Raw genomic sequence first — 18,158 nt, 5'->3', positions numbered from 1 at the left:
CCGCCTCAACCCGCGTGTCGATACTGCCGTGCAGGGTGCCGGCGTACCGCTTCGATATCAATCCCTTCAAGTAGCCAGTGCAGTTGCTCGGTGGTGAGCTCCATGACAGCCTGCGGTCGGCGCGGCCAGACGAAACGGTCTTCTTCGAGCCGCTTCATCAACAGCCAGAAACCATTGCCACCCCAGCCGAGTAGCTTGATGCGATCCCGGCGCCGATTGCTGAACGCGTAGAGCGCCGAGCCAAACGGGTCCATCCCGTCTGCCTCGACCAGGCCCGCTAGGCCGTTGATTGACTTTCGGAAGTCAATGGCATCACGATGAAGGTAGACCGTAAGCTTAGCGTCGAGCTCGAACATCGCAACGCCCCAGGCTCTCAATCATGGCCGACAACAGCGGCCCATCGTGTTCGGTGCAGTCCAGACGCAGTGTGACCCCGTTGGGCATCTCGACGGTCAACTGTGCGCGCATCGGCGTGCACGGCGACAGGGGTGTCGATGCTGAAGCAGGTACGTTGGCCGGCGCTAAGCCGTGGGGGATCTCGACGACGGGGATAAAGCTTGATGGGGTGGTCGGCACCGGCGCGATTCGCTGGCCTGACAGGCCGACCCGCCCGCCACGTTCCTGATACAGCCGGATCCATCGCCGCAGCTGGTTCGCGTTCACGCCGGCCTTGAGTGCCAGCCCCGCCACCGACACGCCGCGTTGCAGGCTGGCTTCGATCAGGCGCCGCTTCGACTCCGCATCGTAGCGCCGCTTGCCGTTGCGACCGACGCAGGTGACGGTCAGGGTGAGGTCTGAATTGAGATCTGTCATGGGCTGTGTCCACAATTATTTCTGCGGACACAGCTTGCCCGGACCGTCTGCTAAATACTACGTGCGGAGAAATTCGCGCTTACGTTTGAACTTGCATTGGTTCGAGACGCTGGGCGAAGCGAAAGCGACTATCGAGGCATGGCGCGGGGACTACAACGAGAGTCGGCCTCACTCAGCTCTCAAAGAGCTGGCGCCGGCCGAATTCGCCCGACAATTGGTGTTTTTACCCGGGCCGACTTGACCCGATACGCCGAAAAACTCGCTCCGGATTTGGCACAGAAAACCCAAGCGGATCACTCGGTGGACTTCGCCCGAACGGCCCGCCCGGACTCCTCTCGCAACTTCCGATAGTGCGTAATGACGGCAGACACTAGCGTCTTCATCGACACCCTGTCGAGATTCCTCCCCTCATCAACTGCTACCTCAATTTCGCGTGCCCATGTAGTCGCCTGCGCCTTAGTGCGAAATGTTTTTGCTATACTCTTGCCCTCGCGTCGGATTTGAGCGCGCCAACGCGTTCCTACCTGCACAATCGATGCCACTATCGCCCTCCTTGCTGTAGCAAAAGTGCAGCAATGGCGACGTGAAACAGCAGGTTGCGGAGTGATCTGGAGTGATACATTAGGGGTATCACAACATCCCGGAAAGCCCCGTGGTATAAGGCGATGCCTTTGATTTCAAAGGACATCGCACTAATGGATAGAATCCAGCCTCTCCCTGTAGTTCAATGGATAGAACGAGTGCCTCCTAAGCGCTAGATACAGGTTCGATTCCTGTCGGGGGGACCAGCTTACTGCCTAACGATTCCCAGCATTGCCCACAAAACCGCGACAGTTCAAGGCTTCGCGGTTTTTTTATGCCCATAGATAACCGCGATTGCCCATCGACAGCGGGGGTACATTGGGGGTACCTTTGGGGGTACAAAATACCCCAAGTCACGAGATACCCTGGAGTTGACCCTGTAATCCCGTTGACGATCATCGACGCTTGGAACCGCGAGTGCCCGCACATCGAGGTCGACTTCTCGCTAACGGGTGTACGCGTGGCGCGTGTGCTCGAGCAATTGCGGCAACGAGGGCGATGCCCCAATCTGATTCACGTGGATAACGGACCGGAGCTCGTCAGCAAGGCGCTTGATGCCTGGGCGCACGAACATGGCGTCAAGCTGCAGTTCATTCGTCCAGGCAAGCCAGTGGAAAACGCGCACATCGAAAGCTTTAACGGCCGACTGCGCGAAGAATGTTTGAACCAGCATGCGTTCATCGGTCTCGACGATGCACGCAAGCGAATCGAAGCCTGGCGCACTGACTACAACTCGGTGCGCCCACATAGCGCTTTAGGGCAACTGGCGCCGGACCAATTCCGGCAATTGCATCAACCGTCAACCGGTGAGCCCACTTGGAGTTGCCCCTGTAACACAGGACACGCGGACACCGTTAGGTTGATGACACTGAAGTGCCCTCGGAAACTGGACAGTTTAAAACTGGAGAGGGGCTGCCTCTTTGGGTTGTACTGACCACTTTTGGACGAACTCGCTTGGGGTCAGATGGCCGAGCGAGCTGTGGGGACGATGATGGTTGTAGTCGTGCTGCCAAGCCGTCATTTTTTCTCGGAGGTCGTATAGCGTGACGAATTCATGCACGTTAAGGAATTCATCACGCAATCGACCATTGAAAGACTCGATCAGTCCATTATCGGTCGGCTTACCGGGGCGTGTGTAGTCGAGTTTCACCCCACGCCGGTATGCCCAGTCGTCTAGAGCGCGGGAGGTGAACTCTGTGCCGTTGTCCACGGTGATGGATTCAGGCCATCCACGAAGGAGCGCAGAACGATCCAGTGCTTGGCCAACCGCACGGCCGGTCTGTCGAAAGTTGGCCTCCAGACAGACACTCTCGCGACTCCATTGATCGATGACGGTCAGGATGCGAAAGCGGCGCCCATCAAGCATCTGATCATGAACGAAGTCCATGCTCCAGTGCTGATTCGGCCCAGTGGGCACCGGCGGCTTGCCTCGCAGCAGGGCGATGCGTTTGCGGCGCTTGACCTTCATCCGCAACTGCAATCCCTCCAGGCTGTAGAGCCGATAGACGCGCTTCTTGCCCACGTCCCAGCCCTCGCGATGCAGCATCACCAACACTCGCCGGTAGCCGAACCGCGGGCGACTTAAGGCGATGTCCCGGATGCGTTGGCGCAGCGCACTTTGATCTCGCGCATGACTCTTCGCGTACCAAGTCGAACGCTGTAGCAACGCCAGCGCGCAGGAACGTTGCACGCTGATCTGAAAGCGCTCTTGCATCCAAGCCGCCAGCTCGCGCCGTTTGGCGGCCTTCAGACTTTTTTTCGCACCACCTCTTGCAGGATCTGCTTATCGAGCGTCAGGTCGGCGACGATACGCCGCAGGCGTGCGTTCTCGTCTTCGAGTTGCTTGAGCTTGCGCATCTCGCTAATGCCGAAATCGGCGTACTTCTTCTTCCACGTGTAGAAGGTTGCCTCCGACACGCCAAGCTGCCGACAAACGTCGACCACCGGCGTGCCGCTCTCGGCCAGTCGCAGTGCAAAGGCGATCTGCTCTTCGGAAAATCTCGAGCGTTTCATGGCGACTCCTCGCCCCGTTTGGGGCGCCGAGAAGCAACTTTACCTCTAGTTTTGACCTGTACCGATATTCCGGGGACACGTCAACACTGCATTACGCCTGAACTCGCGAGGCGAGCGGTATTTCAGGGCTTTGTGCGGGTGGCGCTCATTGTAGTGTTCAAACGCGATAGCCAGACGCGAGAGCGCTGTTGGTGCGTCAGACTTGTCCATATAGGCGACGTAATTGTGCTTCATGGTCTTCACGAACGATTCGGCCATGCCATTGCTCTGCGGCGAACGAACCGGCGTGGTCAGCGGCTCAAGACCCAGTTCGCGAGCGAAGCTGCGCGTGCGGTGGTCGATGTAGGCCGAGCCGTTGTCAGTCAGCCATTCAATGGGCTGCGCGGCCAGCTCAGATGCCGGCACAACGGTTTCGCCTGCCTTCACCGCGGCCAGACTGCCTTCCTGGTATTGCTTGCGCCAGCCGAACACCTGGTTGGCATTGACGCCGTGCCGACGTGCAACGGCTGACACCGACGCTCCCGGCTCCAATGTTTCCTGCACGATGGCGATTTTTTCTTGCGCCGTGCGCCGACGACGGCGCTCCGGTTCGGTCAGAATTTCGATGCTTTCCACGTAATGACTAGGCTTACTGACAGGCACAAGACTATCCGTTATTTTAAGAGAGTCCTTGTGTCCTCAGATACGTGGGGCCGCTCCACTCAGTGCCTACAAATTCTCGATTTTGGTTGTCCGAAAACGGTATTTTTCGGCGAAGAAAAGATAGATTTCAACGGTCATAGGTACAAATCGCCGCCGTTTGCAGATGCTACAAATTTGCTACGGAAAATTAAAAATCCCTTGAGAATCAGTTATTTATGTTGTCATTCTATTAACTGAACTACAGGGAGAGGCTGGATCCTATCCATTAGTGCGATGTCCTTTGAAATCAAAGGCATCGCCTTATACCACGGGGCTTTCCGGGATGTTGTGATACCCCTAACGTATCACTCCAGATCACTCCGCAACCTGCTGTTTCACGTCGCCATTGCTACACTTTTGGTACAGCAACGAGGGCGATAGCGGCATCGATTGTGCAGGCAGGAACGCGTTGGCGCGCTCAAATCCGACGCGAGGGCAAGAGTATAGCAAAAACATTTCGCACTAAGGCGCAGGGCGGTTACGTGGACTCGGCAGTGGCGCTGCGTGCGGATCTTCAAACGTCGAGGGAGAAACCGAAAATCACCGGCCGTATCGCAAAGAGCGTGCTCAGAAGAGTGTCAGTCTGGAGTCTCCACTCACCGATGGAGAACCATCATGATTCCACCCGCAACGACTTCAAATGCGCATCCGGTTACCGCGACGGTTACATCAACGGTCTCCGGGATTCGTTCGCATGCCACGGCGACTACCCCTCTTGTCGATGATCTGAACTCGGTAGGGCAGAGACAGAGCATTGCGTCGCTGACCGAGCATCAGGATTTCTTGCCAAGGGCGACTGATGTTCAAGCACAACCCTCGTTGCGACTCCATCGAGAACCACAAGTATCGAACTTCTTGAGATCATGCAGCCGCTCCCCGACGGCTTCGCTGGATCGACCCGAAGTGTCGGAGAAACCTAATGCACAGTCCGACAAAATGACAGTTGCGGCCGTCTATTCGAATGATCAGGAATTCTATTCGGAATCGGAGCTACTTCCACGTTGGCTCGGTGCGCTCGATGACGCTCAAAGCGAATGGAATTCTCACGTCATGACCATGCTCACCGAGTCTGAAGCGGGGAACGTACTCGTCGGCAGGCAGCCCGCGGATCCGCTGGTCGTCGAGTATCAGCGAAAGATCACTGCGGAGATAGTAGGAAAACTTCATATCCTGCCAGCGGGCTATAGAGAAAAGGCGCTTGAATATATCTTCCATGATGCCTCCGGCGCTGGGAAATATGTGCTTTCACGCACCACGCTGGCGCAAATTCTCGATCAATTTCCGGAGGAAGAGAGGAAAATGCAGCGCCTAATTGGGTTCTCTGGGTTAGGACTGTTGGCGCTGGAGTAGTACTGCTCCCTGCCGAAGCAAACCCGATCCACGTGGGGGAGGATGATGGACTCTTGCTAGCGATGCTGTCTCAGAAGCCAGCAGCCTGAAGGCGGACGTCGCTTGCAACCGGCCCGCGCAGAATGTGCAACGCCGTGCAAATTACGCATTCTCACCTCCGCCTTTCCTCCTCCCCCGCAGCCTCGCCACGATGGCACGCAACATGCGTGTCCAAACGTGCGAGGCGGGCCGCGTCAGGCCCGGGAGTCACCGCATCCGTCCTCGCTTTTCCACGGATCGCTATTCCGGAGGAGTTCACCATGCAGCAACACCAATCTCAACATTCCCCAATGTCGAATCAGCGCTTGCGAGACATCATGACGCGAGATCCCGCGTTCGTTCGCAACGGCGACACGATTCAACAGGCGGCCAAGCTCATGGCCGATCTGAATGTCGGCGCATTGCCCGTCTGCGAGAACGGTCACCTCGAAGGCATGATTACCGACCGTGACATCTCGATACGCTGCGTCGCCGCAGGAAAGGGGCCCGACTCGAAGGTCGGAGACGCCATGTCCGAGGGCGCTCACTGGTGTCGCGAAGACGACTCTGTCGAAGATGCCTGCGACACCATGTGCCGCGAGCAAATCCGGCGCATGCCGGTGGTCGACGGCGACAAAAAGCTGGTCGGCATGGTCTCGATGGGCGACATCGCCACGAAGACCGCAGACGACGCCACCAGCGGCAAGATGGTCAGCGAGGTGTCCACGCCCTCGGAACCGAATCGATAAGTGGAGCGCAACCATGTCCGCCAACGCCGGTGAAAGAGCCGAAAAATCGGGGGACTTCCGATGCGCTCGCTGCCATCGCACCACACACGTGACGAAGGGGCACGTCATACCCAAATGTCCCCATTGCGGCAATGCAACCTTCGACACACGGCGCAACGAGCCATAGCGGAGCAGGCGTTCATGACCGATCCCAAGAAGAAGGGCTACCTCCTGCCGGACGAACCCGACGACCCGGCGAACACCACGGCGTCCGAGAGTCGCGGACCCACACCCACGACACATTCGTCGATCCAGGATAGCGCCGTAGACACCGCACCCGGCGGGCAGGGTGCACCCGTTGCCGGGCGATTGCAAAGCAAGGTCAGCGAGGCCTTGCGCGAGCCGGCCGACGGCCGTTACGCCTTCGTTACATTCTCGGTCACGCACGGCACGGTCACACTCGACGGATGGGTCGTTCACGCGGATGTTCGTGAGGGCCTCGTCGGCAAAATACGCGGCATTCCCGGTGTTGCGGACGTGGTTTGCCGAGTGCGTGTCGACGGCTGATGCACGCGCCGACGTTCCTCTCCGAACTCCAGCCGCTCCCGGCGATGGCGCTCCCCTCGCCGAGAGCGGTCGGGAACGTGGCCGACTTCGTCGACATGTACATCCGGTACGGGACCATTCCCGTATGGCTGCTCGCCGGCTTCGCAGACTGGATGTGTCATCGGCGTACCCGCATCGAGGCGAACGCCGGTGCGAAAGAATCGGTCATGCACATCGCGCAAATGCTCGAAGTCGGCATTCCGCTCATGGTCGCACTCGTCTTTCAGGTCAACATGACGGTCATTCTCATCATGCTCGCCGGTCTGGTGCTTCATGAAGTCACGGCGCTGTGGGACGTGAGTTACGCCAGACACCTGCGCGATATCTCCGCCCTGGAGCAACACATTCACAGCTTTCTGGAATTGCTTCCCATCTGCGCTGTGACGCTGATCGTCGGCGCCAACCTCGCGCAGATCCGAGACGCCATCGTTGGCAACGCGCCGCAAAGCTTCGCATTGACGCTCAGTCACGTCCCCTTGCCATACACCGCGGCGGTCGTCGTTGCCGCGGCGCTTTTTGCGGGGGTGCCATACGCGGAGGAATTGATTCGGTGCCTGCGTTATCGCCGCAACCCCCGCCGCAACACCGCCGCAGACCCCGTCGCAAACCGAGCGGACCCACGAACACGCCTAGACGACAATTGGGCAGGCGGGACGTCGGACGAAAGGTAGACGGAGCGACCCGCGCAACAATACCGGGCGACCACCGAAACCGTCGTCACGGCCTCGACGATCGCCCGGCACCGCACGACACTCAGCTGCAGCGGCGACCCTGACGACCACATACAACGCAAGGAACGCCGTGCGACACAAGGGGCGCCAGCAACCTCACGCGGCCATCATGCGACCATCACGCGGCCGCTGTGCCCCGTCACGCCCGCCGCCCCTCAGGTGTCGCACTCAATGCCGGCGTTGCACCATGCTGTCGCGTGCCTGTTCGGCACGCGCAGCGCCGATGGCCGACTCGACGTGCTTTCTTTCCTCCGGCGGCGGCAAGACGGCCGGAAAGCCGAGCGTATCGATCCACAGTTCCCTGGCCCATCCCATCGTGTGATAGAGGTGGTGGTCCTCTTGCGTTTCCACCGCCGAAACCGCATCGCCGAGCACCTTGCTGAGTTCACCGCTCGACTTCTCCGCAACGGTCGCGAGCAACTCCCAGTTCTGATGGTCCTTGGTTTCCGCCAGCACCACGCATTCGGCGGCAGCGATTTCCGCCAGCGCCGCGTCGCCGGACTGGCGGGCCAGTTCTATCGCCTTGACGAGCGAAGCGCCATGGTGCGCCACGACCTCGCGTCCGGGCGAGCGCGCGTTGGGATCGAGTCCCAACGCAGAGAACACGTCGAGCAGCACCTGCTGATGGTTTTTCGTCTGTTCGAGGTATTCGCTCCATTCCTTCTTCAAGTCTGTATTTTTTACACACTTGAGCGCGGCCGTGTAGACCTTCTCGCCGCCCAGTTCGGTCTCGTATGCCTGAAACAAGAGTTCGTGCAGGCCGTGGTCGTTGGGTTGTTTCTTGCTCGCTGCCATATTTCTCTCCTACCGGTGGTTTCGAGGGACTGCCTCGGTTGGGCAGGCATGCAATTACCGTGCCGCGGCGCTGGCCCGAAATTTGCTCGCCGTCCCCGTAAATGGGAGCGAGCAGAATGAAAACGACACAAGAACAAGAGGCATTGACGGTAAACAAGAACGCGCGGTCCGATGGGCGTGCGGGCTCCATCCTCCGACGCTTGGGGCCGGGGCTGCTGACCGGCGTCGCCGACGACGACCCGAGCGGTATCGGCACGTACACGCAGGCGGGCTCGCAATTCGGCTACCACGTGCTTTGGTCGGCCGTCGTCACCATTCCCCTGATGGTGTGCATTCAAGTCGCGTCCGCACATATCGGCCGCGGCGCGGGGCACGGCATTCTCTCCGAGGTGCGAAAGCACTACTCGCGAAAGATCGCCACGTCGATGGCGCTGTTGATCATTCTCGCGAACGTCATCAACGTCGGCGCGGATCTGGCCGCCATGGGCGACGCGGCGTCCATGCTTCTGGGCGGCGGCAATTACTGGTATGCCCTGCTCTTTGCGGCCGTCACATTGACGCTTCAGATTCGTCTGAAATACGAAGCCTACGCGCGATACCTGAAATGGCTGACGCTGGCCTTGTTCGCCTATATCGCGAATCTGTTCGTGCTTCATACCGACTGGCACACGGCGATGCGCGCCGTCGTCTGGCCCACGATCACGCCAACGAAGGAATACGCCACCACGCTGGTCGCAATTCTCGGCACGACGATCAGTCCGTATCTCTTCGTATGGCAGTCGGCGCTGGAAGTCGAGGAGATCGAGGCGCGCGATAACGAAAAGCCGATCAAGGTGGCGGCGAGTCAGCGCAAGGCACAGGAAACCCGCATTCTTGCCGATACCTGGGTCGGCATGCTCACGTCCAATATCGTGGCGGTGTGCATCATGATGACGGCTACCGCGGCGTTCTTTGTCCACGGCGTGCACAACGTCGAGTCGACGAGTCAGGCGGCCAGCGCCCTGACGCCGGTTGCCGGGAAGTCCGCAACGCTATTGTTCTCGCTCGGTCTGATCGGCTGCGGCCTGTTGGCGATCCCGTCGCTCACGGGCAGTGCGGCGTACGCATTGACCGGCGCGCTGAAGCTCCCCAGCTGCATGAGCAAGACGCCTCGCAATGCCAGCGCCTTCTATGCCGTGATCGGTCTGTGTACGGTGCTGGGGGCCGTGGTTTGCGTCAGTCCGATCAATCCGATCAAGGCACTGTATTGGAGTGCCGTCATCAACGGTGTGGTCGCCGTGCCTTGTATGGTGATCGTGATGCTGCTGTCGTCACGCGAGGCCGTCGTCGGCAAGATGACCAATTCGCGCGCGGTCGCCATCGGCGGATGGGTCGCGACAGCCTTGATGACGCTCTCGGTCGCGGTGATGCTGTACACGATGCTCACGTAATGCTTCGCCCGCAGCCACCGCGCACATGACGGCGACGCAACTTCGGCGTCGTCCAGGCACGACTCGATCCGCCTAGCCCGCACTCGGCTGCGTTCGGGGTCGTTGCTGCAAGCTGGCGTCCGCAACGCGCGGGAGAGGACGCCGGAAAAGGCGAGGAAGTTCAGACGACGCCGTCCGCCCGCAGTTGCGCGATCTTCGCGTCGTCGAAGCCGAGCCGTTCGCGCAGAATCTCGTCGCTGTGCTGGCCGAGCGTCGGCGGGGCCGTGCGTGCCAGCGGAGGCGTCTCGCTCATCTTCATGGGACTGGCGACGACTCTGGCGATGCCGCCCGAGGCATGGGGCAACGCGACTTCCATCGCGCGCGCCTTGACCTGCGGGTGCGCGAACACTTCGGGCAACGTATTGATCGGGCCGCACGGGACGCCTGCCGCTTCGAGCCTGGCGATCCATTCGTCCTTGCCGAGCCTGCGAACCATTTGCGAGAGCAATGGCACGAGCACGTCGCGATGCCGCACCCGCGACGGATTGGTCGCGAAGCGTTCGTCGCCGGCCAGTGCCGGCTCGCCGCCGATCTCGACAAATTTCCGGAACTGGCCGTCGTTGCCCACGGCCACGATGATCCAGCCGTCGTCCCCGGTCTGGAACGTCTGATAAGGCACGATGTTCGGGTGCGCATTCCCCCAGCGCACTGGCGCTTCGCCGCTCGCGAGATAGTTGGTGCTCATGTTCGCAAGCATCGCCACCTGGGTGTCGAGCAACGCCATGTCGATGTACTGCCCGACACCGGTACGGTCCCGGTGCGTGAGCGCGGCCACAATGGCGAGGCTCGCATACATGCCCGTCATGAGATCGGCGATAGCCACGCCGGCCTTTTGCGGTCCGCCGCCGGGCTGCCCGTCGCGCTCGCCGGTAACGCTCATGAAGCCGCCAATGCCCTGAACGATGAAGTCGTAGCCGGCGCGCGCAGCGTAAGGGCCGTCCTGTCCGAAACCCGTTACCGAGCAATAGACGAGATCCGGCTTGATCTCGCGCAACGCGGCGTAGTCCAGTCCGTACTTCGCCAACTGTCCCACCCTGTAGTTTTCGACGACGACGTCGCTTTGTGCCGCGAGCGCCTTGACGATGGCTTGTCCCTCATCAGACGAAATATCCAGTGTCAGAGAACGCTTGTTGCGGTTGGCCGCAAGATAGTACGCCGCCTCCTGCGTGTCGCGGCCCTCGGCGTCGCGTTGATACGGCGGCCCCCAGCGACGTGTGTCGTCGCCCGCGCCGGGGCGCTCCACCTTGATGACGTCCGCGCCCAGGTCGGCAAGATTTTGTGTCGCCCAAGGGCCGGCCAGCACGCGCGAAAGGTCCAGTACCCGAATATGACTCAGCGCGCCCATCCTTCGCTCTCTCCTGTTGGTGTCGTCGCTCGACGACGGTCGATGCGACATGTGCGAAACATTGTTTTGCAATGCGGAACTTGTGCCCGGAAGTCTACGGCCCATGGTTCGCCTGTGACCAGTGCCGTTTCGCACTGCGGTTGGCGCAGGAGCGCTGTGGGAGGACCGATTTCCCGTATAATCAAAAGTTTGCAAAATACCCGCCAGGCTTAGCTCGCCCGGTCCCCACGCTCCCAACGCACGCTATGAAAGTCGCAGACATTCGGGAAAAATTCCTAAACTTCTTCGAGTCGAAGGGCCACACGATCGTGCGCTCGTCGAGCCTCGTGCCGTCCAATGACCCCACGCTGCTGTTCACGAACTCCGGCATGGTGCAGTTCAAGGACGTCTTCCTCGGACTCGAATCGCGCCCCTACAAGCGCGCGACCACGGCCCAGCGCAGCGTGCGCGCCGGCGGCAAGCACAACGATCTCGAGAACGTGGGCTACACCGCCCGCCACCATACGTTCTTCGAAATGCTGGGCAACTTCTCGTTCGGCGACTACTTCAAGCGCGAAGCGATTCAGTACGCGTGGGAACTGCTGACGACCGTCTACAAGCTTCCAAAGGAAAAGCTCTGGGTCACCGTCTATCAGGAAGACGACGAGGCCTACGACATCTGGGCGAAGGAAGTGGGCGTGCCGACGGAGCGGATCATCCGCATCGGCGACAACAAGGGCGCGCGTTACGCCTCGGACAACTTCTGGCAAATGGCCGACACCGGCCCGTGCGGTCCCTGCTCGGAGATCTTCTTCGACCACGGTGAAGACGTATGGGGCGGGCCGCCGGGATCCCCGGACGAAGACGGCGATCGCTACATCGAGATCTGGAATCTCGTGTTCATGCAGTTCAACCGCGACGAGCAGGGCAACATGACACCGCTGCCCAAGCCGTGCGTCGACACCGGGATGGGCCTGGAGCGTATCGCGGCCGTGCTGCAACACGTTCACAGCAATTACGAAATCGATCTCTTCCAGCATCTGATCGAGGCTGCCGGCCGCGAGACGGGTGTGACCGATCTCACCGCGAACTCGCTCAAGGTGATCGCCGATCACATCCGCGCGTGCTCGTTCCTGATCGTCGATGGCGTGATTCCGGGCAACGAAGGCCGCGGCTACGTGCTGCGCCGTATCATTCGCCGCGCGATCCGCCATGGCTACAAGCTCGGCTGCAAAAAGCCGTTCTTCTACAAGCTCGTGCCGGATCTGGTCGCCGAAATGGGCGTCGCCTATCCGGAACTCGCGCAGGCGCAGCAACGCGTGACCGACGTGCTCAAGCAGGAAGAAGAGCGCTTCGGCGAAACCATCGAGAACGGCATGGAAATTCTCGAAGGCGCGCTCGCCGATCTGGCCAGGCAAGGCGTAACCACGCTCGACGGCGAACTCGCGTTCAAGTTGCACGACACGTATGGCTTCCCGCTCGATCTGACCGCAGACGTGTGCCGCGAGCGCAGCATTTCGGTCGACGAAGCCGGGTTCGATGCCGCGATGGCGCGTCAGCGCGAGCAGGCGCGCGCTGCGGGCAAGTTCAAGATGGCGACGGCGCTCGAATACACGGGCGACAAGACGCGCTTCCAGGGCTACGACCAACTCGCGCTCGAAGGCGCGAAGGTCACGGCGCTCTATGTGGATGGCACCAGCGTCGGCAAGCTCGGCGCGGGCCAGCAGGGTATCGTGGTGCTCGACACCACGCCGTTCTATGCCGAGTCGGGCGGTCAGGTCGGCGATCAGGGGCTGATTCTGACGGGCAATGCGCGTTTCGGCGTGTCGGACACCCAGAAGATTCAGGCGGACGTGTTCGGTCACTACGGCACGCTGGAATCGGGCGAACTGAAGGTGGGCGACACCGTGACGGCGCAGGTCGATGCCGTGCGTCGCGCGCGTACCGTACGCAACCACTCCGCGACTCACCTGATGCACAAGGCCTTGCGCGAGGTGCTGGGCGCTCACGTGCAACAGAAGGGCTCGCTCGTCGACGCCGACAAGACCCGTTTCGACTTTGCACACAACGCCGCGATGACCGCCGACGAAATCCGTCGTGTGGAGGACATCGTGAACGCCGAAGTGCTTGCGAATGCGCCGACGCAGGCCGCGCTCATGTCGTTCGACGACGCGGTGAAGGGCGGTGCGATGGCACTGTTCGGTGAAAAGTACGGCGACGAAGTGCGCGTACTCGACATCGGTACGTCGCGCGAATTGTGCGGCGGTACGCACGTTACCCGTACGGGAGACATCGGTCTGTTCAAGATCGTGATGGAAGGGGGCGTTGCCGCCGGTATCCGTCGCGTGGAGGCGATCACCGGCGACAATTCGGTGCGCTTCGTGCAGAAGCTCGATGACCGGATCAATGAGGCCGCCGCCGCGCTCAAGACACAACCGGCCGAACTCACGCCGCGCATTGCGCAGGTGCAGGATCAGGTCAGGTCGCTGGAGAAGGAACTGGCGGCGCTCAAGTCGAAGCTCGCATCGAGCCAGGGCGACGAACTGGTCGGGAAGGCCGTCGACGTGAACGGCCTGAAGGTGCTGGCCGCACAACTCGAAGGTGCCGACGTCAAGACGCTGCGCGAGACGATGGACAAGCTCAAGGACAAGCTGGGAAGCGCCGCGATCGTGCTGGCTGCCGTCGAAGGCGGCAAGGTCACGCTGATTGCCGGTGTGACGGCTGACGCGACGGCCAGGGTCAAGGCTGGCGAGCTCGTCAACTTCGTTGCTCAGCAAGTTGGCGGCAAGGGCGGTGGCCGTCCCGACATGGCCCAGGCCGGCGGCACGGACCCGTCGCAACTGCCGCAGGCGCTGGCCGGCGTGCAGGGCTGGGTGGCCGGCAAGCTGTAATCGTTCGGCGGATGCGAGGAGGTTTGGGCCGCAGCGCCATCCTCCGTCGATCGGGCAGGCCCCTGCAAAACGCGCACCTCGGTGCGCGTTTTGCATTTCCGGCGACGCATGTTTGCGGCGGCGCGGGGGCAAGTGCATCGAGCGCAGCAGGTGGCCCGGCGCGACAGCAGTACGGTTGCGATTGGTGAAAGGATGCCGGAGCGAACGTGGCGAATGTTGCATTCGCGAAGACAGTGGAGCGGAAATCGCCGCAATAATGCCGCCCATCGATGCCGCCTATTGCCCTGCATCGCACAGGGGAACCATCGCTGCCGGCAATGGTTTGCATGTAAAGTACTCGGCACACGACATGCATCGCGGGAGCGTTTCCGATTGCGGGTTACCGCGCGCGTTGCTTTCCATTGACGCCTTACGTTTGCTCCGTTCGCTCCGTTTGCCCGCGGGCCAGCCATCGCCATGCCAGCCACCGTCGCCGATACCGACCGCACTGTTTCGTCTCATCTCCCGTCGCCCGAGCGCGCCGCGTGGCGCATTGCGCTGTCGTGCATGCTCGCGCTGGCGATTGCCATGGGTATCGGCCGCTTCGCATTCACGCCCATGTTGCCGCTCATGCTGCATGAGCACCTCACCGACATTCAGCATGGCAGTTGGCTCGCGTCGCTGAATTACGCGGGGTATTTCGTCGGTGCGCTGTCGTGTATGTGGCTCCATTTGACGCCCACGCTCATCATTCGTTTCGCGCTCGCCGCGACGGTGGCGCTCACGCTGGCCATGGGGGTGTGGGAGTCGTTCGCGGTGTGGGCGGTCGTGCGCACGCTTGCCGGTGCGATGAGCGCATGGGCGATGGTGTTCTCGGCAGGGTGGGGCTTTCGCAAGCTGGCCGAGTTGCGCATGCCGAGTCTCGGCGGCGTGATGTTCGCCGGCCCGGGCGCGGGCATTGTGGTGACGGGCCTGCTGGCCAGCCTGAACGAATCGCTGGCGTGGCCCGCGCGTGGCGGCTGGTTGCTTTGCGGAGCGCTCGCGCTGGCGCTGCTTGCGCTCATCTGGCGTACCTTCATCAGCGATGCGCGCGATGCGCATGGCCCAGCAGGGGCGGCATCGGCCGCGAGCGCGGCAGGCGCCGGCAAACCGACCTCGGCCCCCGCCGCACCCGTCATCAATCATGGCAGTGGCGAGAGCGTGATTCCCGTCACGATTCTCTACGGTTTCGCCGGCTTCGGCTACATCATCACCGCAACGTTCCTGCCGGTCATCGCGCGTCAGGCGTTGCCCGGCTCGCCGTGGCCCGATCTCTTTTTTCCGTTGCTCGGCCTCATGGTGATTCCGGGCGCGATCATCGGCGCGCGGGCACCGCTCGCCTGGGATAACCGTCTGTTGCTTGCCGTCTGTTACATCATGCAGGGACTGGGCGTCGGCATCGGTATCGTCATGCCGAACGTAGCCGGTTTCGCGCTCGGAAGTGTACTGGTTGGGCTGCCGTTCACGGCAATTACGGTGTATGCCGTGCGCGAATGCCGCCGTCTGCGTGGGGACAACGCCAATGGTCTGATCGGTCTTGTGACGGCATCCTACGGCATCGGGCAGATTGTCGGACCGTTGGTCGCCGCGCCGCTCGTGGCTGTGACCGGCGGCTTCACGACAGCATTGTTGTGTGCGAGCGGTGTGCTCGTGCTGGGCGCGGCCGGTTTCGTGTGCGACTGGCGGCGCTCGCTGGAGCGCGCACCGTGAGTCGAAGGTCTTGCGTCTGACGTTGCCCACGACACCCCCCATTCCGGACTTTTCCAGAGAAGCGCGTATGTCTTTTACCTTGAAGGCGGGCAAAAAGGCCGCCACTGCGATAAGCGACGAAGAGCGCCGGATGCGCGTCGATCTCGCCGCTTGTTACCGTCTGGTCGCACTCAACGGCTGGGACGATCTCATCTACACCCACATCTCCGCGATGGTGCCGGGCGAGCCGGGCCACTTTCTCATCAATCCGTTCGGCTTGTCCTTCGACGAAGTGACGGCATCGAATCTGGTGAAGATCACGACGAGCGGTGAGATCGTCGGCGAGAGCGAGCATCCGGTCAATGTGACGGGCTTTGCATTGCACGGTGCCGTGCACGCCGCGCGCCCCGATGCGCTCTGCGTGATGCACTTGCACAACACGGCCGGCATCGCCGTGTCGATTCAGCCGCATGGGTTGTTGCCGATCTCGCAACACGCGCTGCGCTTTCATGAGCGCATCGGCTATCACGACTACGAAGGGCTGGCATTTTCGCCGTCAGAGGGCGAGCGTTTGGTGACGTCGCTTGGCCCGCATCGTGCCATGCTGCTGCGAAACCACGGCACGTTGACGCTCGGACGCACGGTCGCGGAAGCGTTTGTGCTGATGGCCACCCTCATCAAGGCGTGCGAGATCCAGTTGCAGGCGCTGGCCGGCGGCGCGTCGCCGAACTTGCCCAGTCCGGCCGTGCAGGACAAAACGGCCATTCAACTCGAAGACGGCGGGGCAATCGAAGGCGGGATGGAGTGGCCCGCCCTGTTGCGCAAACTCGATAGAATAGATGCCTCGTTTCGCGATTGACGGCCCGGCGGTTTGCGCCTCGGCCGGCATCGGAGGCGTCCGGCAACGCTGCGGATCATGCCTTTGGGAAGGGGCGCCGCGTGGCCGGTTTCAATAACGACATCAGGAGATACATCGCAATGCCAACGTTTCACGTCGAGATGTTCGAGGGGCGCACCGTCGAACAAAAGCGCGCATTCGTCAAAGCCGTTACGCAGGCGGCTGTCGAGACGATCGGCTGCACGCCGGAGTCCGTCGATATCATCATCACCGACGTGAAGCCGGAGAACTGGTCCACGGGCGGCGCGCTCTGGTCGGACCCGCGCTGAGTCCGTCGTTGCATCCGGTAGGCCGGCGGTGTGCGCCGGAGAGTCTGGGCGGGGCGTCTTGCGACGGCCCCGTCGTATCGAAGAGGTCGTCATGTCGCAAGCCCCGTCAGCATCGAACGCATCGAACGCATCGAATTCAACCGCCAGGGTAGGGGCCGCCGCCGATGCGCTGGCAACCCCCCAACACTTTGCGTCGGATAACTACGCCGGGATTTGCCCCGAAGCGATGCGTTACCTCGTCGAGGCGAATGCCAGCGGTCACGAAGTGTCGTACGGCGACGATACGTGGACCCAACGGGTGTGCGACGGCATCCGCCAGTTGTTCGACACCGATTGCGAAGTCTTCTTCGTCTTCAACGGCACTGCGGCGAATTCCCTCGCGCTCGCGTCGCTGTCGCAGTCGTATCACTCCGTCATCTGCCACGAACTGGCGCACGTTGAGACGGACGAATGCGGCGGGCCGGAGTTTTTCTCCAACGGCGCGAAGCTGCTGACCGCGCGCGGCCGGGACAATAACGGCAAGCTCACGCCGGAGGCGGTCGAAGCCGTCATCAACCGTCGCTCCGACATTCACTTCCCGAAGCCCAAGGTCGTGACGCTCACGCAGGCGACCGAAGTCGGTACGGTCTATACCGTCGACGAAATCAAGGCGATCTCCGCCGTGGCAAAGCGCCGCAATTTGCGCGTTCACATGGACGGCGCACGCTTTGCCAACGCCGTGGCGACGTTGGGGTGCCATCCGGGCGACGTCACCTGGCGTGCTGGCGTGGACGTGCTGTGTTTCGGAGGCACGAAGAACGGTCTGCCGGTCGGTGAGGCGGTGGTGTTCTTTAACCGTGCGCTGGCGGAAGACTTCGCTTACCGCGTGAAGCAGGCGGGCCAACTGGCGTCGAAGATGCGTTTCATTTCGGCACCGTGGCTGGGCATGCTGGAGAACGATACGTGGTTGCGCCATGCGCGCCATGCCAACGACATGGCGCAACTGCTCGCCGCGCGCATTCGCGACGTGCCGGGCGTGTCGATCATGTTCGAGACACAGGCCAACGGCGTGTTCGCCGAACTGCCGGCGTTCGTGATCGAAGCGTTACGCGCCAGGGGCTGGCGCTTTTACACCTTCATCGGTGCCGGGGGCTGCCGCTTCATGTGCGCATGGGACACCCGTGTGGAGACGGTGGAGCGCCTGGCTGCCGATATCCGCGAACTGAGCGCGCAGGCGGCCGTGGCCTGAGCGGGGGAGGGAACCGGTCGGCAGACCATGCTTGTCTCGTCGCCCGGTTGCCATC

General features: G+C 61.6%; 16 protein-coding genes, 1 tRNA gene and 4 pseudogenes. 14 read left to right on the top strand and 7 right to left on the bottom strand.

Features of this window, described 5'->3' with window-relative positions; all coding sequences use genetic code 11:
* Window positions 1–5: 5 nt before the first annotated feature.
* Window positions 6–356 carry an IS66 family insertion sequence element accessory protein TnpB gene (gene tnpB, locus AB870_RS14650; RefSeq protein WP_047905283.1) on the bottom strand — a complete coding sequence of 117 codons (351 nt, stop codon included), beginning with the start codon at window positions 354–356 and terminating at the stop codon, window positions 6–8.
* Window positions 337–813: an IS66-like element accessory protein TnpA gene (gene tnpA / locus AB870_RS14645; RefSeq protein ID WP_047905282.1), complete on the bottom strand. Its 477-nt coding sequence runs from the start codon at window positions 811–813 to the stop codon at window positions 337–339. Before tnpA ends, tnpB begins: the two co-directional genes overlap by 20 nt.
* Window positions 814–898: 85 nt before the next feature.
* Here tnpA and AB870_RS25670 point away from each other — a divergent pair.
* From AB870_RS25670 to AB870_RS25665, 3 genes and pseudogenes are all read left to right on the top strand, one after another.
* A pseudogene (locus AB870_RS25670) lies at window positions 899–1,054 on the top strand (integrase core domain-containing protein); the annotation flags it as partial.
* A 472-nt stretch (window positions 1,055–1,526) separates the two neighbouring features.
* Window positions 1,527–1,601: transfer RNA gene (locus AB870_RS14640), tRNA-Arg, on the top strand.
* Window positions 1,602–1,783: 182 nt separating this feature from the next.
* Window positions 1,784–2,176: pseudogene (locus AB870_RS25665) on the top strand (integrase core domain-containing protein); the annotation flags it as partial.
* Window positions 2,177–2,290: 114 nt separating this feature from the next.
* Here the strand turns inward: AB870_RS25665 and AB870_RS14630 are convergent.
* The 3 genes and pseudogenes from AB870_RS14630 to AB870_RS27685 all read right to left on the bottom strand — a co-directional run.
* Window positions 2,291–3,408, bottom strand: a protein-coding gene (locus AB870_RS14630; protein ID WP_157112341.1) for an IS3 family transposase whose coding sequence is annotated in 2 segments (ribosomal slippage) — window positions 2,291–3,147 and window positions 3,147–3,408 — 1,119 coding nt in all. Because the reading frame shifts where the segments join, the coding sequence is not laid out codon by codon here.
* Window positions 3,409–3,453: 45 nt separating this feature from the next.
* Window positions 3,454–3,789 (bottom strand): annotated as a pseudogene (locus AB870_RS27690) (integrase core domain-containing protein); the annotation flags it as partial.
* 96 nt (window positions 3,790–3,885) lie between these two features.
* Window positions 3,886–3,951: pseudogene (locus AB870_RS27685) on the bottom strand (hypothetical protein); the annotation flags it as partial.
* Window positions 3,952–4,704: 753 nt separating this feature from the next.
* On the opposite strand from AB870_RS27685, the gene AB870_RS26405 reads away from it, so the two are divergent.
* From AB870_RS26405 to AB870_RS14600, 5 genes are all read left to right on the top strand, one after another.
* The gene (locus AB870_RS26405) at window positions 4,705–5,439 is read left to right on the top strand and encodes a hypothetical protein (RefSeq protein ID WP_157112340.1); all 735 of its coding nucleotides are present in this window, start codon (window positions 4,705–4,707) and stop codon (window positions 5,437–5,439) included.
* Between the two features lie 356 nt (window positions 5,440–5,795).
* On the top strand, window positions 5,796–6,206 hold the full coding sequence (locus AB870_RS14610; protein ID WP_084663717.1) for a CBS domain-containing protein: 411 nt from the start codon (window positions 5,796–5,798) through the stop codon (window positions 6,204–6,206).
* A gap of 13 nt (window positions 6,207–6,219) precedes the next feature.
* A complete protein-coding gene (locus AB870_RS25655) occupies window positions 6,220–6,372 on the top strand; it encodes a zinc ribbon-containing protein (RefSeq protein WP_084663715.1) in 153 nt (50 codons plus the stop codon).
* Window positions 6,373–6,386: 14 nt separating this feature from the next.
* Window positions 6,387–6,752 (top strand): BON domain-containing protein, encoded by a 366-nt coding sequence (locus AB870_RS14605; protein ID WP_047905277.1) that lies wholly within the window; start codon window positions 6,387–6,389, stop codon window positions 6,750–6,752.
* Entirely contained in the window at window positions 6,752–7,462 is a 711-nt protein-coding gene (locus AB870_RS14600) for a hypothetical protein (RefSeq protein ID WP_053059384.1), read from the top strand. The genes AB870_RS14605 and AB870_RS14600 overlap by 1 nt, the downstream gene beginning before the upstream one ends.
* A 228-nt stretch (window positions 7,463–7,690) precedes the next feature.
* On the opposite strand, the gene AB870_RS14595 is transcribed toward AB870_RS14600, so the two are convergent.
* Entirely contained in the window at window positions 7,691–8,317 is a 627-nt protein-coding gene (locus tag AB870_RS14595) for a hypothetical protein (protein WP_047905276.1), read from the bottom strand.
* 116 nt (window positions 8,318–8,433) lie between these two features.
* On the opposite strand from AB870_RS14595, the gene AB870_RS14590 reads away from it, so the two are divergent.
* Window positions 8,434–9,747, top strand: a complete 1,314-nt coding sequence (locus AB870_RS14590) for an NRAMP family divalent metal transporter (protein WP_084663713.1) — start codon at window positions 8,434–8,436, stop codon at window positions 9,745–9,747.
* A gap of 160 nt (window positions 9,748–9,907) precedes the next feature.
* Here AB870_RS14590 and AB870_RS14585 read toward each other — a convergent pair whose 3' ends face one another.
* Window positions 9,908–11,131, bottom strand: a complete 1,224-nt coding sequence (locus tag AB870_RS14585; RefSeq protein ID WP_047905275.1) for a CaiB/BaiF CoA transferase family protein — start codon at window positions 11,129–11,131, stop codon at window positions 9,908–9,910.
* A 245-nt stretch (window positions 11,132–11,376) separates the two neighbouring features.
* Here AB870_RS14585 and alaS point away from each other — a divergent pair, with 245 nt between their 5' ends.
* The 5 genes from alaS to AB870_RS14560 all read left to right on the top strand — a co-directional run bounded on the left by alaS (window position 11,377) and on the right by AB870_RS14560 (window position 18,103).
* Window positions 11,377–14,001, top strand: a complete 2,625-nt coding sequence (gene alaS, locus AB870_RS14580; protein WP_047905274.1) for an alanine--tRNA ligase — start codon at window positions 11,377–11,379, stop codon at window positions 13,999–14,001.
* Window positions 14,002–14,457: 456 nt separating this feature from the next.
* A complete protein-coding gene (locus AB870_RS14575) occupies window positions 14,458–15,729 on the top strand; it encodes a YbfB/YjiJ family MFS transporter (RefSeq protein WP_047905273.1) in 1,272 nt (423 codons plus the stop codon).
* A gap of 67 nt (window positions 15,730–15,796) precedes the next feature.
* Complete coding sequence (locus AB870_RS14570; protein ID WP_047905272.1) at window positions 15,797–16,567, top strand: class II aldolase/adducin family protein; 771 nt, start codon at window positions 15,797–15,799, stop codon at window positions 16,565–16,567.
* Between the two features lie 119 nt (window positions 16,568–16,686).
* Window positions 16,687–16,875: a 4-oxalocrotonate tautomerase gene (locus AB870_RS14565; RefSeq protein ID WP_047905271.1), complete on the top strand. Its 189-nt coding sequence runs from the start codon at window positions 16,687–16,689 to the stop codon at window positions 16,873–16,875.
* 226 nt (window positions 16,876–17,101) lie between these two features.
* Window positions 17,102–18,103: a threonine aldolase family protein gene (locus tag AB870_RS14560; RefSeq protein ID WP_047905270.1), complete on the top strand. Its 1,002-nt coding sequence runs from the start codon at window positions 17,102–17,104 to the stop codon at window positions 18,101–18,103.
* Window positions 18,104–18,158: the final 55 nt, after the last annotated feature.

It is taken from the genome of Pandoraea faecigallinarum (assembly GCF_001029105.3).
Lineage (GTDB): Bacteria > Pseudomonadota > Gammaproteobacteria > Burkholderiales > Burkholderiaceae > Pandoraea > Pandoraea faecigallinarum.
This window is presented reverse-complemented; position numbering and strand designations above follow the sequence as displayed.

Excerpts from the sequence above, each read along its gene's own strand:
- AB870_RS14595 (WP_047905276.1), bottom strand. The coding sequence starts at position 8,317 with ATGGCAGCGAGCAAGAAACAACCCAACGACCACGGCCTGCACGAACTC.
- tnpA (WP_047905282.1), bottom strand. The coding sequence starts at position 813 with ATGACAGATCTCAATTCAGACCTCACCCTGACCGTCACCTGCGTCGGT.
- AB870_RS14600 (WP_053059384.1), top strand. The coding sequence starts at position 6,752 with ATGCACGCGCCGACGTTCCTCTCCGAACTCCAGCCGCTCCCGGCGATG.
- AB870_RS14610 (WP_084663717.1), top strand. The coding sequence starts at position 5,796 with ATGACGCGAGATCCCGCGTTCGTTCGCAACGGCGACACGATTCAACAG.
- AB870_RS26405 (WP_157112340.1), top strand. The coding sequence starts at position 4,705 with ATGATTCCACCCGCAACGACTTCAAATGCGCATCCGGTTACCGCGACG.
- AB870_RS14585 (WP_047905275.1), bottom strand. The coding sequence starts at position 11,131 with ATGGGCGCGCTGAGTCATATTCGGGTACTGGACCTTTCGCGCGTGCTG.
- AB870_RS14560 (WP_047905270.1), top strand. The coding sequence starts at position 17,102 with ATGCGTTACCTCGTCGAGGCGAATGCCAGCGGTCACGAAGTGTCGTAC.
- AB870_RS14570 (WP_047905272.1), top strand. The coding sequence starts at position 15,797 with ATGTCTTTTACCTTGAAGGCGGGCAAAAAGGCCGCCACTGCGATAAGC.
- tnpB (WP_047905283.1), bottom strand. The coding sequence starts at position 356 with ATGTTCGAGCTCGACGCTAAGCTTACGGTCTACCTTCATCGTGATGCC.
- AB870_RS25655 (WP_084663715.1), top strand. The coding sequence starts at position 6,220 with ATGTCCGCCAACGCCGGTGAAAGAGCCGAAAAATCGGGGGACTTCCGA.
- AB870_RS14575 (WP_047905273.1), top strand. The coding sequence starts at position 14,458 with ATGCCAGCCACCGTCGCCGATACCGACCGCACTGTTTCGTCTCATCTC.
- AB870_RS14605 (WP_047905277.1), top strand. The coding sequence starts at position 6,387 with ATGACCGATCCCAAGAAGAAGGGCTACCTCCTGCCGGACGAACCCGAC.
- AB870_RS14590 (WP_084663713.1), top strand. The coding sequence starts at position 8,434 with ATGAAAACGACACAAGAACAAGAGGCATTGACGGTAAACAAGAACGCG.
- alaS (WP_047905274.1), top strand. The coding sequence starts at position 11,377 with ATGAAAGTCGCAGACATTCGGGAAAAATTCCTAAACTTCTTCGAGTCG.
- AB870_RS14565 (WP_047905271.1), top strand. The coding sequence starts at position 16,687 with ATGCCAACGTTTCACGTCGAGATGTTCGAGGGGCGCACCGTCGAACAA.